The sequence below is a fragment of the Campylobacter sp. RM12647 genome (genome assembly GCF_020138135.1).
Lineage (GTDB): Bacteria > Campylobacterota > Campylobacteria > Campylobacterales > Campylobacteraceae > Campylobacter_E.
On sequence record NZ_JACGAS010000020.1, the window covers coordinates 1 to 14,716 of the forward strand.

Annotated in this window: 13 protein-coding genes; 5 read left to right on the forward strand and 8 right to left on the reverse strand. The window is 26.6% G+C overall.

Annotated features, from left to right (window positions below; translation table 11 throughout):
* The first annotated feature begins 384 nt into the window (after positions 1-384).
* Positions 385-1,752, forward strand: a complete 1,368-nt coding sequence (locus AVBRAN12647_RS07370; protein ID WP_214117342.1) for an MFS transporter — start codon at positions 385-387, stop codon at positions 1,750-1,752.
* Here the strand turns inward: AVBRAN12647_RS07370 and AVBRAN12647_RS07375 are convergent.
* Genes AVBRAN12647_RS07375 through glmU form a run of 7 tightly spaced genes read right to left on the reverse strand, consistent with a single transcriptional unit; the run spans position 1,749 to position 8,029 of the window.
* Complete coding sequence (locus tag AVBRAN12647_RS07375; protein WP_336614940.1) at positions 1,749-2,579, reverse strand: 1-aminocyclopropane-1-carboxylate deaminase; 831 nt, start codon at positions 2,577-2,579, stop codon at positions 1,749-1,751. The two genes, AVBRAN12647_RS07370 and AVBRAN12647_RS07375, sit on opposite strands and share 4 nt — an antisense overlap.
* Positions 2,580-3,605 carry an LptF/LptG family permease gene (locus AVBRAN12647_RS07380; protein ID WP_214117340.1) on the reverse strand — a complete coding sequence of 342 codons (1,026 nt, stop codon included), beginning with the start codon at positions 3,603-3,605 and terminating at the stop codon, positions 2,580-2,582. It abuts the gene before it with no gap.
* Entirely contained in the window at positions 3,584-4,354 is a 771-nt protein-coding gene (locus tag AVBRAN12647_RS07385) for a prepilin peptidase (protein WP_336614941.1), read from the reverse strand. Before AVBRAN12647_RS07385 ends, AVBRAN12647_RS07380 begins: the two co-directional genes overlap by 22 nt.
* Positions 4,344-5,015, reverse strand: a complete 672-nt coding sequence (gene uppS, locus AVBRAN12647_RS07390) for a polyprenyl diphosphate synthase (RefSeq protein ID WP_214149817.1) — start codon at positions 5,013-5,015, stop codon at positions 4,344-4,346. Before uppS ends, AVBRAN12647_RS07385 begins: the two co-directional genes overlap by 11 nt.
* Positions 5,012-5,587, reverse strand: coding sequence for a hypothetical protein (locus AVBRAN12647_RS07395; protein WP_214117337.1), 576 nt, complete (start codon positions 5,585-5,587; stop codon positions 5,012-5,014). Before AVBRAN12647_RS07395 ends, uppS begins: the two co-directional genes overlap by 4 nt.
* Complete coding sequence (gene coaBC, locus AVBRAN12647_RS07400) at positions 5,580-6,743, reverse strand: bifunctional phosphopantothenoylcysteine decarboxylase/phosphopantothenate--cysteine ligase CoaBC (RefSeq protein ID WP_214117336.1); 1,164 nt, start codon at positions 6,741-6,743, stop codon at positions 5,580-5,582. The genes AVBRAN12647_RS07395 and coaBC overlap by 8 nt, the downstream gene beginning before the upstream one ends.
* Positions 6,743-8,029, reverse strand: coding sequence for a bifunctional UDP-N-acetylglucosamine diphosphorylase/glucosamine-1-phosphate N-acetyltransferase GlmU (glmU, locus tag AVBRAN12647_RS07405; protein ID WP_214149816.1), 1,287 nt, complete (start codon positions 8,027-8,029; stop codon positions 6,743-6,745). The genes coaBC and glmU overlap by 1 nt, the downstream gene beginning before the upstream one ends.
* A gap of 73 nt (positions 8,030-8,102) precedes the next feature.
* Between glmU and fliP the strand changes: the two genes are divergently transcribed.
* Genes fliP through AVBRAN12647_RS07425 form a run of 4 tightly spaced genes read left to right on the forward strand, consistent with a single transcriptional unit; the run spans position 8,103 to position 13,860 of the window.
* Entirely contained in the window at positions 8,103-8,837 is a 735-nt protein-coding gene (gene fliP, locus AVBRAN12647_RS07410) for a flagellar type III secretion system pore protein FliP (protein WP_214117334.1), read from the forward strand.
* An 8-nt stretch (positions 8,838-8,845) separates the two neighbouring features.
* Positions 8,846-10,102, forward strand: a complete 1,257-nt coding sequence (locus tag AVBRAN12647_RS07415) for a TolC family protein (RefSeq protein WP_336614942.1) — start codon at positions 8,846-8,848, stop codon at positions 10,100-10,102.
* An 8-nt stretch (positions 10,103-10,110) separates the two neighbouring features.
* The gene (locus AVBRAN12647_RS07420; RefSeq protein WP_239802979.1) at positions 10,111-10,842 is read left to right on the forward strand and encodes an efflux RND transporter periplasmic adaptor subunit; all 732 of its coding nucleotides are present in this window, start codon (positions 10,111-10,113) and stop codon (positions 10,840-10,842) included.
* Positions 10,843-13,860 carry an efflux RND transporter permease subunit gene (locus tag AVBRAN12647_RS07425; RefSeq protein WP_336614943.1) on the forward strand — a complete coding sequence of 1,006 codons (3,018 nt, stop codon included), beginning with the start codon at positions 10,843-10,845 and terminating at the stop codon, positions 13,858-13,860.
* A 33-nt stretch (positions 13,861-13,893) separates the two neighbouring features.
* Here the strand turns inward: AVBRAN12647_RS07425 and AVBRAN12647_RS07430 are convergent, their stop codons facing one another.
* Complete coding sequence (locus AVBRAN12647_RS07430; RefSeq protein ID WP_336608389.1) at positions 13,894-14,565, reverse strand: hypothetical protein; 672 nt, start codon at positions 14,563-14,565, stop codon at positions 13,894-13,896.
* Positions 14,566-14,716 lie beyond the last annotated feature (151 nt).

Here is a 14,716-nt window from a genome sequence, read left to right on the forward strand (position 1 = left end):
AAATAAAAAATGTTCTACTCTATTACATAAAGCTCTTTGTATCCAACAATAATATGTAATATAGTAGATAAAAAATGTTCTACTCTATTACATAAAACTCCTTGTATCCAGTAATAATATGTAATATAGTAGATAAAAAAATGTTCTACTCTATTACATAAAAAATAAAAAATGTTCTACTCTATTACATATTTTTATGTTATCAATACTTGCATATTATAAAAGTATTATTGTGTTAAAAACTATAGCTATGCTTTCAGGTTTATCGCTATATATTCATTAATATTGTAAAAATAAAAATTATTCTTTATATAGCTCAATAATTAATACTATTTTAAAACAACTTTAAATAAAATTACTATTATTTTATTTAAAGGATTAAAGATGATTTCTTTTTTAAGACCTGTCAAAAAGGATAGGGTGATTAAAGATGATGAGTTGCTAAGCACTTATTATAAGTATAGAAAACTTTCGTTAAGTGGTGTGTTTGTTGGTTATATGGGATATTATTTAGTAAGAAACAATATTACCCTATCTACTCCATTAATTAAGACTGATTTAGCAGTAAATAATTCTGATATAGGTTTAATTACTGGTTCTATGCTAATTGCTTATGGTATTAGTAAAGGCGTTATGAGTGCTTTAAGTGATAAGGCTGACCCAAAAAGATATATGGCTTTAGGTCTTATTTTATGTGCGTTAATTAATGTATTATTAGGCTTTTGTAATGCTTTATATGCTTATGTAGGTGCTGTTATTGCACTTGGAGTTTTTCAAGGAATGGGCGTTGGACCTAGTTTTATTACTCTAGCTAATTGGTATCCTAAAAAAGAAAGAGGAATTTATACTGCTATTTGGAATATAAGCCATAATATTGGAGGGGGTTTGGTAGCTCCAATTATTTCTAAATCTGTTTTAATATTATCTCCTGTATTAGGGATTGCTGCAGCTGATTTTAATGCTACTTATTGGAAAGTAAATCACTTTTATGTCCCAGCAATTTTAGCCTTGTTAATTAGTGTTTATGTTTTATACGCTGTTAAGGGTAATCCTAAAAATGAAGGGTTAAAAGAATTAAACGAGATTAATAAATTAAGAGGTTATGAAGAAGATATTAAAAACTCAGCTTCAACTACTGATTTAAGTAGTAAAGAAATATTTGTTAAATATGTTCTAAAAAACCCTAATGCTTGGTATGTTGCTTGGATGGATACTTTTGTTTATATGATTAGATTTGGGTTGATAAATTGGCTTCCTATTTATCTTTTATCTGTAAAAGGCTTTAGTAAAGAGCAAATGCATACAGCGTTTTTATTCTTTGAATGGGCTGCAATTCCATCAACAATGTTAGCAGGAATTATATCTGATAGATTATTTAAAGGATATAGAATGCCACCTGCAATTCTTGCTGTTTGTATAATATTTTTTATGATTATTGGATATTTTACGAGCGATAATATTTACTACACTATATTTTTTGCAGCAGCAGCTGGGTGTTTAGTATATGTGCCACAATTTTTAGCAAGTGTTCAAACTATGGAAGTTGTTCCTGCTTTTGCTGTAGGTTCTTGCGTTGGTCTTCGTGGATTTATGAGCTATGTCGTAGGAGCTTCTTTAGGAACTATGCTTTTAGGTGCTATGGTTGATGCTTTTGGTTGGAATGCAGGTTTATATATGCTTTTATTTGCTTGTATTATGTGTATTGTGTTTTCTTTACTTTGCCACTTTGGTGCTAAGAATAAGAAATTTTAATTTATGAGATTATATTTTTTATTATAACGAAGTTCTAAATTCTTAGAACCAATTAATCCGCCTTGATGAATATATAAGATATTTTCTTTTAGTTCATCAAGGTTTTCATAAATTGCCTTTAAGCAAACGCTATCATAAAGCAAATCAAACTCAATATTGCTAATATTTTTTGTTAATATAAATAGCTCTTCATAAAGATTTGCAAAATGATATTTTCTAGCAGTTTTTAATAATTTTAGCTTGGAATTTGGATTAAGTTTGTTTATTTGTTTTACAAAATATTCATTAGCATTTACGCAAGATGCTGTAAAAACTCTAGCATTTGAGAGTGTGCTTAGATATTTTTCAAGATAAATCGCACTTGTATAAGTTCCACTTGCTAATACTACATCACAATCTAATTCATTTACAATTTTTGCTATTTCTTTTGCCATTTTATAAAAGCCAAATCTAGCATAATCTTCACAAACACCTTCGCTAATTAAAAAGCTATTATTATCATTTTTATGCAAAGTTTTTGCAAATTCTTTAGGATTATTCGCATAATAAATCACAGCATTATTTTCTAATGCACTTTTTAAATTCCCACTAATTTCGCATCTTCTAGCACAAACAAAAGAAAAATTATAATTATTATTTTTAGTCCAGAGTGCTAGTGCTTGCATAGCATTTGATTGACTTGAGCCATAGCAGATTATGTGTTTATAAGGGAGTTTTAAGTCTTTAAATATATCTAATTTTCTTGCTTTATTGCCGTTAATTTCGCCTAATAAATCATCTCTTAAAATAATAATATTTTTATTAAAAATCTTAAGAGTTGAAAACATTTAATACCTTGATAAAATCTTTTTCCTAAAGCAAATCTTAGAAATTATTAGCGAAGTGAAAAATACAAAAGTAATAGTATAAAAATGATAATTTAAAAACATCATCATAGGAACTAGATAAATTATCAAAAACACAAGCATAGCTAAATACTCGTGGCTTTTTTCATACCTTGAGCTAATAATACTAAATGCTAGTGCGTAATGAACACTTGCAATAGGAAGTAGGCTAAGTAGGACATAGATTACTAATTCTTTTGATTTTGAAGGGGTTTTATAATCTTTCCAATAGTCTTTAAATGATTGAATATTAGTAATTTTTGAATTAATTAAGGTGCTAAAGCTAAGGTTTTTAATCTTTGCAATTTCTGTATTTTGCTTGAAATTATATAGCATTACATTGTCTAAATTAAATGTGATTTTATTATCTTCGTTTAGGATTGTTCCTTGATTGGCTAATAATATTTGTTCGTTTTTAGAATTTGTTTTTGGCAAATATAAAACAATATTTTTATAAATTCCATTCTCTAATTCATCTGCAAAATATATATAATCTCCTAATTTTTGACCAAAATTAGCATTTTTAAGATTAATTTTAGAAAAGGCTTTTTTATAATCAATAAAATTATCATATAAAGAAAAGCTAAGTGGCATTAAAACTATGCTAATTACTAATAAAACCAAACTTACTATAAAGGCTAAAAAGCTAATAAAATTAGCTATTTTTCTAGGGTTTAATCCTAGAGAAAAAAGCATAATTATTTCGTTTTCTTTAGATAATCTTAGAATACACATAAAACATGTAATAAAAAAGCTAATAGGAGTAGTAAAAATGATGAGTTTTACACTCATAAGAGAATATAATTTAAATAATTCATATAAGCTTAATTCTATATAAGAAGTAATTTTTGCTATTTGAAATAAGACAATGATAGAGCTTACTAAAAATAGCGTTAAAAATATTGATAAAAAAGAGCCTATGAATTGTCTAAATAAATATTTTTTAATCATTGCACATAATCTAAACAAAATTGCCCAATGTTAGGGAAAAACCATACTAAAGCAAGTCCTATGCTTAAAAATGGTATGAAAGGAACTTGTATGTTTTCCTTGCCTTTTATTCTTAGATACATAAAAACAGGCAAACTCACAACAGCTCCTAAAAATATAGCCACAAAACCAAGTTTAATTCCTAATAAGGCTCCAATTAATGCCATTATTTCAATATCAGCTTCGCCCATTACTTGAATACATTCATCATCGCTTTTTGCCTTTGCATTCATTATGCTCTCTATTAAAGATTTTAGCAAATACGCACCACCTGCAAAGATTAAAGCATCTTTAAAACTACTTATTGAATGAGTATAAATTAGAGCAAAAATCAAAGTTAGCATTAAAGTAAAGCTAGGCACAGCAAGGTAGCGAACATCAATAATGCAAAGTGCAAATAATAAGCTAAATGATAATGCTAAGCAAATAGAATAAGCAAGATTTTCTAAACTACTAATATCTATGCAATATAAAAATATAAAGCCAACAATTAGCTCAATTAATGGATACTGAATGCTTATTTTGCTTTTACAAAACCCACATTTACCACCTAAAACTAGCCAAGAAATAATAGGGATATTGTGATAGAATTTCAATTTGTTATTACAGCTTCCACAAGAACTTGGCGGATAAAAAATACTTTTTCTCTCAGGTAGTCTTAAAATCAATACATTTAAAAACGAGCCAAAAACAAGCCCAAATATAAAAACTAAAATACTAAACTCCACCGAAATTCCTTTTACAAATTCTATAATTTTTAATAATTTCTTTTAATTCATCTTCTTTAAAATCAGGAAACAAAGTAGGGGTAAAAACAAACTCTGCATAAGCACATTGCCAAAGTAAGAAATTTGAAATCCTAAAATGTCCGCCAGTTCTAATCAATAAATCAACATTGTTTTTAATATCTAAATATTTATTAAAATTATTTTCATCTATTTCTTCATCACTTGCTTTTAATTTTTTAAAAGCTCTTAAAATCTCATCTTTTCCGCCGTAATTTATGCCTAGATTAAAAATAATTCTTGAGTAATTTTTAGTTTTTTCTTCAAACTCATTAATTAAATTCTTAGTATCTACATCAAGAACACTAATATCTCCAAAGCTTTTAAATCTAATTTCATTTTTTATAAAATTGTTTAATTCACTAGATAAGTATTCTTTAAGTAATTTGAAAATAAACTCAATTTCTTCTTTAGGTCTTTTCCAATTTTCGGTAGAAAATGCAAATAAACTAAGCTCTAAAACGCCTTCTTCAATACAAGCTTTTACCAATCTTTCAATAGTTTTTGCACCTGCTTTATGCCCGAAACTTCTTAATAAACCTTGATTTTTAGCCCATCTGCCATTACCATCCATAATGATTGCTAAATGATTTAACTCATTCATAAATTTCCTTTATAACTAAGGCTAAAAAAATCATCTTTATAAGTAGTCAATTCTACATTTTGCGAATATTCAAAGCAGATTTTTTGAACCTTAGAAAAGCTAGTTAATATTTTATTATCATTTAAAAAAAGGCTTAATTTAGCAAAAACATCATAATAAATTGCTAATTCATTTTTTTTCTTTCTATATTCAATTAATATAGGTTTTCCTTCAAGCAAACAAGGTAAATATAAAATATCTTCATTCAAAGCAAAAAGCATTGTTTTATAGCATTCATAATCTGATTTTTGATTTGTTTGGATTAATGAATTAATTAGCGTGTATTTAAAATCATCTCTAAAAGCGATTTTTAATAACTCAAAACAATCATAATCAATATAGGCAAAAACCTTATCAGCTTGAAGATTTTTAAAGACTAAACTATCATAAATTTCAGCTAAATAATAAGTATTTGGCTCTAAATTAATGTTTGATTTTGTGGTTAATTCTTTTTTACCAATTAATAATTTGTAGCGATTAAACATTAATTTATCAATTACTTTAAATTTAATTGGCAAAACATCATTAAACATCAGCTTTTACTCTATCAAAAATAATTTTTGCTAAGTTTTCTTTAGTATCAAAATACCCTTCACTAATGCCTGAATAATCACAGAAAAATATCTCGTTTTTACTTGAGCCAAATTGAGTATGTTCTCCTAAAATATTAAGACATAATAAGCTTAAACCTTTATTTACTAAAGCTTTTTTTGCATTATCATAGGCAGTCTTTTCATCACACTCTAGTTTAAAGCCGATTTTTTTACCCGAAAAATTAAAAGTAGCTAATAAATCATCATTAGGTCTTATTTTGATATTAAATTCTTCATCAAATTCATCTCTTTTTATTTTTCTTTCTTGTTTGATAGGGATAAAATCACTAACTGCAGCACACATAAATAAATAATCAAATTCTTTATAATCTTGCATTAAGGCTTTTAATTCAGCACTTGTATCGTAGCTTAATTGTGTGAAATTTTCATTTTTAATCTCATCACATCTAGCCTTTAAATACACCACATTTGCACCCCTTAAATAAGCTTGTTTAGCTAGTGCATCTGACATAGTTCCACTTGAATAATTTCCTATATTTCTTACCAAATCAATGCTCTCACGAGTGCCACCACCTGTTATTAAAATATTTTTTCCCATATAGAATTTATCTTTATAAATTTCTCTTAAAGTTGCTAGAAAAATATCTTTTGTATTAGCTAAAGCTCCTATTCCAAATTCTTTACAAGCTAAGGTTTTGCTAATTGGCTTTACTATTTTTACACCTAAACTCTTTAAATATTCTAAGCTTTTTTGTGTTTGACTTGCTAAATACATATTAGTATTTGCTGCAGGTGCTATTATTAGTGGTTTGTTTGAAGCAATTAAGGTGCTTAAAAATACATTATCACAAACTCCATTAGCTAGTTTATTTATTGAATTAACACTAGCAGGAGCAAATACAACAGCATCACAATCTTTTGAAAACATTATGTGATTTTTATCATTTTCCCAGCTTTCATTCTCACTTGTTAAAACGCTCTCGCATAATGCTTCATAAGCTAATTTATTTACGAATTTCAAAGCCCCATCACTTAATAAAGCTTTTACTTTAATTCCTTCTTCTTTAAACATAGAAATTAATTCAAAGCTTTTATAAAAGCTAATACTTCCACTAACACATAATAATACTTTCATTAAAAATCCTTAAAATTATTAAAAATCACGCCTTTATTACGCTCTATAAATAAATCTTTTGCTTTTAATTTAGCAGCGTCTTTATTGCTAATCGTGCTACCTGCTGCAATTAAAGTATCGCTAGGTATGTTAATTGGTGCTATTAGGTTTGAGTTTGAGCCTATGAAGACATTTTTACCGATTTTGCTTAGGTGTTTGTTTTTGCCATCGTAATTACAAATTATTACACCACAGCCAATATTTACACCGCTACTAATCTCGCAATCTCCTAAATAAGCTAAATGCCCAGCTTTTACATCTTCTAATTTTGCATTTTTGCATTCTACGAAATTACCGATTTTACTATCTTTAATAACGCATTTTGGACGAATTCTAGCCATTGGCCCTATGCTTGAATTAGTTATCTCACTATTTTCTATAACGCTATTTGCTAAGATTTTTGAGCTTTTTATAATAGAATTTGCCTTAATCACAACTCCGCTTTCAATCTCACAATCATTGCTAATTTGTGTATCAAGCTCTATGAAAATACTATCTTTATTATGCATAATAACGCCATTTATAAGCAATTCATCTTTTATTCTTTTTTGCATAATTTGCTCGGCTTGTTCTAAATCTAATTTATTATTAATGCCTAAAAACTCAATCTCATCAAAGGTGCATTCACTAACGCTTATTTTATCATCTATAGCCATTTTGATAATATCAGTTAGATAATATTCTTTTTGAGCGTTGTTGTTGTTTAGCTTAGGAATGTAAGTTTTTAATATATCTTTACTGATTTTATAAATTCCAGCATTACATAAAGTGCATTTTAATTCTTCATTGTTTGCATCTTTTGTCTCTACAATTTTACTTATTTTGTCATTTTCTTTAATCACTCTTCCGTAAGAATTAGCACTATATTTATTAAAAGTGCTTAAAACTATTTTAGAATTTGTATTAGCTATAATTTTTAGACTATTTTGTGTGATTAAAGGCATATCAGCATTTAAAATCAACGCTTCTTCGTATTTTGGCTCATAATTTATTAAAGCCCCGCCTGTGCCTTTATGATTTTGCATATCTTGATATATATATTTTAAATTAGAATAATCTTTTAAATGCTCTTTTATAGCGTCTGCTTGATGGTGTAAAATCAAAGTTATATCATCACTAAGTTGCAAAGCATTTTCAATAATAATTTTAATTAAAGATTTTCCACAAATTGTATGCAAAGGTTTTGCTAAATTACTATTCATTCTAGTGCCAAAACCAGCTGCTAGTATTACTATGCTTAATTTCATATTTTTCCTTTAGATTTTAAGAAAATGTTAGCAAGTTTTGGATAACATTTTTAAAAACTATTTAAGGAAATTAGTGAAAAAACTATTGCTTTTATTATTGTTTTCAGTGTTTATTTACGCTGATACTCCACTTAGCGTTCCTACATTAAATCTAAATCTAAGCGCACCAGAAACGCCTAGCCAATTAGTAACTACTTTAAATGTAGTCATAGTTTTAACTATATTAGCTTTAGCTCCTAGTATTATATTTGTATGCACTTCGTTTTTAAGATTAGTTATAGTGTTTTCGTTTATGAGACAAGCTATGGGAACACAAGCAATGCCGCCTAATACAATTTTAATATCTTTAGCGCTTGTGATAACTTTTTTTATAATGCAACCAGCTGCTAATAAATCTTATGAAACAGGCATTAAGCCTTATTTGGAAGAAAAAATAGGCTATGAAGAAGCATTTGCATTAAGTGTTAAGCCGTTTAAAGAATTTATGCTTAAAAATACTAGAGAAAAGGATTTAGCACTATTTTATCGCTTAAGAAATATTGATAATCCTAAGAGTATTGATGATGTGGATTTAGTAACTTTAGTTCCTGCTTTTATGATTAGTGAATTAAAAACTGCATTTGAGATAGGATTTTTGCTATACTTACCTTTTTTAGTAATTGATATGGTTGTATCATCAGTATTAATGGCTATGGGTATGATGATGTTGCCGCCGGTTATGATATCTTTACCATTTAAAATTCTAATTTTTGTCTTAGTTGATGGTTGGAATTTATTAATTGGTAATTTGGTTAAAAGTTTTACATAGGAAAAAATATGAAAAAATTATCTTTAATTTTATTAAGTCTTAGTTTGCTTAATGCAACTAGCTTAAAAACTATGCTAGAAAGTATTGAGAATAATGAGCAATTAAAAGCTAAAAATTATGAAACTTTAAGCAAAGAAGAAAGTGCAAAAAGCGTAAAATACAAATACTATCCTAGTGCTACTTTACAAGTTGGATTTGTTAGTTTTGATTATGATAGATATATAATAAATCCAAATAATTTAACAAATGTAAGTGTAGCAATAGATGCTTTAATTTATGATGGTAAAAGAAATTCTAATATAAATCTTGCGAAAAAAAATCACGAATTAAGTCAAATTGAATTAGAAAAGGCTAAAAATGAATTGGAATTTAATTTAGTAAGTTTATATTATTCTTATTTAGCTTTAATGGAAAATATTGAATATAAAGAGCAGAATTTAAAATATTTAAATGCGAGTTTAAGTAGATTAGAAAATTTAAACAAAGTAGGCTTAAGACCTAATGATGAGCTAGAAATATTTAGAGCAAAAGTAGAATTAAATAAAAGTGAATTAGTTAATTTAAACTATCAAAAAGATGAGATATTAAGTAATATTTATTTAATAACTAATAATAATTTTATTCCTACAAAAGGCAGTGCTATTATTTATGAAGATAGTGCTAATAAATCTTATGATATTAAAATAAATTCTTTAAAAGAAGAGATGAGCGAGCTTAATAAGGATTTATCATTAGCACCATTTAAACCTACTATTTTTGTAAAAAATATTGTGGGATTTTCAAAAAATAATTTCAATTATTCTTTATATGCTCCGTTTGATATGATAGTAAAAGAAAGAGTAAAAGAAAAAATGTTTTCAAATATATTTATGCTAGGTTTATCTTGGAATGTTTTTTCTTTTGGAGCTGATAAAAAAGCTTATGAGAGTGCAAAACTTAGTAATTTAGCTGCTAAAGAAATGAATATATATAGCAAAAAATCAGTTAGTGAAAAGGAAAAACTATTAATTCAAAAAATTGCATCTATACAAGAAGAAATAAATGCTAATGAAAAGCTTTTAAATGCTAGCAAAATTGCTTATGAGAGTATTGCTAAAAAATATGAAGCTGGACTTGTTGGATATGTTGAATATTTAAATTCTTTAGAAACTATGCAAGGAGCTTTGGCGAAGCTTAGCTTAAGTAAAGCTAAATTTGAAATATCTAAGGCAGAATTATTACTTGCTAAAGGTATCATTATTAAAGATTTTGTAATTGATTTATAGGAGAAATATTGAAAAAATTAGTAATTTTATTGATTAGTATTAATTTATTTGCTGATTCTATTTATGCGAGTTTTGATGTGGTTGCTCAAAAAAGTGCTAAATTATCATTGCAATCTTTTGGTATTGTAAATAAAATAAATGTAGATGTTGGTAGTAGTGTAAAAAAAGGCGATGTTTTATTAGAACTTGATAGCTCAATTGAGCAAGTTGGATTAGAAGAATCAAATGTTCAACAAAAATTAGCAAATGAAGCTTTAGTTTTAGCTACAAGCACTCTTAAAAGATATGAACAAGTAAAATCAGTATTAAACGAACAAATTTTAGATGAAATTAACTTTAAAAAAAGTGAAGCAGAACAAAAATTAAAATCAGCAAAAATGTCTAGTAAAAAATATGAAACATTAATAAATCAAAAAAAATTAAAAGCCCCTTTTGATGGAATAATTACGGCAAAATATATTGAAGTTGGAGAAGGCGTAGCAAGCCCTAATCAGCCATTATTTATTTTGGATAGTTACCCTGAAGTTAAATTACTTTTAAGTTTTGATGAAAAATACTCTGATAAAGTTAAAGTAGGTAATACTTATGAATATAGTATAAATGGCTTAAATATGAAAGGTGTAATTAGTAAAATATATCCAAATATTGATATAAAAACTAGAAAAATTTATGCAGAAGTCTTAGCAAGTGACATACAAATTGGTTCATTTGGAGATGGTTATATTATTACGGATAAATAAATGTTAAAAATTGCAATTAATAGACCTGTTACTATTTTAATGACCTTTTTAGGGTTATTGTTTTTTGGTGTTATATCAATTTTTACAATGCCTATTAATTTATATCCTAATGTTGATATTCCACTTGTAAAAATTACAACATTTGCAAATGCTGATTTAAGCTATGTAGAATCTCAAATTACTAAAAAATTAGAAAATCAAATATCTGGTGTAAGTCAAATCAAAAGAATTACTTCAAAAAGTTTTAATAATTTAAGTGTAATTGCTGTGGAATTTGAATTAGGAAGAGATTTAGAAATAGCAGTAAATGATATTCGTGAAAAAATATCAAAAATAAAATTAGAATATCCACCTAGCGTTGAAAAAGTCTCATCTGATGCAGGTGCGGTTATGAGTATTTTTATTTCATCTAAGCAATTAGATGATAAGGCTTTGATGCAAATTATTGAAGATGATATAGAAGGTGATTTCCAGCGTATAAAGGGCGTTGGAGAAGTTAAAATGGTAGGTTATTTAAAAAATAACATAAAAATAGATTTAAATTTAGATGAATTAAATAAATACCATATTAATTCTTTAGATGTAGCAAAACTAATAAAAATGCAGAATTTTAAAACTTTTTTAGGAAGTATTGAAAATGAAGCTAAAAATATAACTATTAAAGGTTATTTCGACTCAAATAGTATAGAAGAATTAGAGCAATTAAGAATAGCTCCAGGAGTATTTTTAAAAGATGTAGCAGATATTAGTATAGGATATACTTTAAAAGATAGTTATGCTCATTTTAATGGAGATAATGGGGTTTTAGTAGAGCTTAAAAAAATCACAGGTCAAAATAGCTTAGAAGTTGCTAAAAATATTAAACAAGCCTTAATAGGTATTCAAGATTATCATAAAAATATAGAATTTGAAGTTGTTTATGATAAATCAGAAAATATTACAAAGCATATAAATCAAGTTGTATTTGATATGTGTTTAGGGGTGATTTTAACAATTTTAATAGTATTTTTATTTTTAAGAAATATTAGTGCTACTATTATTGCTAGCATTGCAATTCCTACTTCAATTATTTCAAGTTTTTTTCTAATAGATTTATTTGGATACGATTTAAATCGCTTGACATTAATAGCACTTACTTTATCTATTGGTATATTCGTAGATGATGCAATAGTTGTAATTGAAAATATTAGTAAAAAAATTAAGGCAGAGAAAAATGCTTTATATGCAAGCTATGAAGGTATTAAGGATATTGCTTTTTCTGTATTTAGTATCAGTATAGTTTTATTATGCGTGTTTATTCCGATTTCGTTTATGAATAGTATTTCTGGTTTGTTTTTTAATACATTAGGAATGAGTGTTGCCTTTGGAGTAATTATATCGTTTTTAGTTTGTGTATTTTTAGTCCCAACCATTAGTGCTAGGTTTTTAAATACCAACGAGAGTAAATTTCACGATAGAACAGAAAAATATTTTATTAAATTAGAAAGTTGGTATGAAAATACACTTGATACTATATTAGAATATAAAAAGATTTTTATAGGTATTATTTTAATTTTATGTGCTTTATCTTTTTCTTTAGCACCTAAAATAGGACTTGATTTCTTACCTATGGAAGATGATAGCGAACTACAAGTTCAAATAGAATCTAAAAAAGATTTATCAATAGAAGTTATGGAAGCTAAATCTTTAGAAGTCTTAAAGCAAATTAAAGAAAATAAAAATGTAGATTATGCTTATTTATTAGTAGGCTACGATGATGCAAAAGATAGAAAAAAATCTAAAATATATGTTAAGTTAAAACCTTTAAATGAAAGAACCGAAAGACAAAAAGAAGTAGTATCTAATCTAAGAGATAGTTTGAGTTTAAAAGAATTTAAAATCAAAGTTTTAGAAATACCTAAATTTGAAGGTGCAGGTATTGATGAGCCAGTTCAATTTGTATTATTGGGTGATGATTTTTCTTCTTTAGTAAGTGCTAGTAGAAGAGCAAAAAATATTTTAAGTGAATTAAAAGGCGTTGTTGATATTAGCGATGATATTGATGCTTATGCAGATGTTTTAGCTATTTATATAGATAAAGAAAAAGCAAGAAAATTAAATGTAAATACCCAAGAATTAGCAGGGATAATTCAAACTTCTTTTGCACACGCTAATGTTGGGGTATTAGATGGTTTAAAAGATAGTAAAGATATATTTATTCAACTTGAAAAAGTATCTAAAGAAGATATGAAATCACTTGAGAAAATACAAATAAGAACTATGGATAATAATTTAATTAGCCTATTAAATGTAGTAAATATTAGGCTAATTAAGGATAGTAGTAGTATTAATAGACTTAACAAAACTCGTTCAGTAAAAATTACTGCAGGGGTTGATAGAGTTTCTTTAGACGAGGTTAAGGCAAAACTAGAAACTAATATGAGTAAGATTATGCAAAATACTGGATTAAGATATACTTTTACTGGTTTTATTGACCTTTTAGAAGAAACAATGATAGGGTTTGCTATGGTTATGCTTTTATCATTTTTATTAATTTATTTAGTATTAGCAGCCCTTTACGAAAGCTTTATCGTTCCATTTGTAATAATGATTACAATGCCACTTGCGTTTGCAGGAGCTTGTATTGGTCTTTATTTGACAGGCAATACATTTTCTTTATTTGTTTTGGTTGCTCTTATTTTGTTGTTTGGAATGGTTGGCAAAAATGCAATTTTATTAATTGATGTTGCAAATAAATTATGTGATAGCGGAGTAGGGGTTAAAGAAGCTCTTAAAATAGCGGGCAAAAGTAGAATTAGAGCGATATTAATGACTACGATTGCTATGATTTTTGCAATGCTACCTTTGGCTATTTCGCATGGAGCTGGTTATGAGAGCAATTCTCCTATGGCAGTTGCAGTAATTAGTGGTCTTATTAGTTCAACTATATTAACACTTTTTGCTATTCCTGCAATTTATGAAGTATGTTATAAATTAGATAGAAAGTTAAAAAGAATTTATAAAAGAGATTTAATTTAAGGTTTTTTATCTTTTGGATAAAAAACCTAAGTTTTAAAATGAATAGCCTAATCCTATTCCAAAATTAACACCTTTACCTACTAAATTATTATCATAGCCTACTTTTACTTGAGTATAAAATCCATTAAGTTGTCTTGAAATACTATAACCTAATGATATATCTCCTGCTAGGACTGATTTTTCTTTTATATTATTGTTTGTGTAGTGCTTAGTAAATAATCTCATTCCAAGTATTAAATTGCTGTCCAAATACGATTTAGCAGCAATTCCTAGCGTTAATAGATTTGATTTTAAATTCTTATTAAAATTAGCGTTTTTTATAATATCACTACTTAAATTATATTTAGCCTTTTCATATCCTACACCGCCTAATAAAGAAAGCGATATATTGTAAATATCATTATAAAATCCATATCCACCTAAAGCTGTGAAATTATATAAATCAATATCAGTTTTGCTTCCTTGATTGCCTATAAAAAATCTTGAATATATATTAAAATGGCTAAAATCTATCCCACCTACAAAATCATTGTCATAATTATCCATTTTGTATAAATATACACTTGCGTTTAAGGTGCTAGATAAATCATTATCAAAAATATTATTTTTGTCTTTAATACTTGCACCTAGAGTGTTAAATTCTATAAAAGTTTGAGATATTAATAAATTGCTACAACAAAGTAAAGAAAAAATGATTTTTTTCATAAAAACTCCTTAAATAATTTATACAAATAATATTTGCATAGGTAATTATATTTTAAATATTATATCTATGGATAATATAAATAATAATTTTTATTAATTAGTATTTTTATTAAATAATAAAGCTTTTTTGATTTATAAGATACAATTTTAA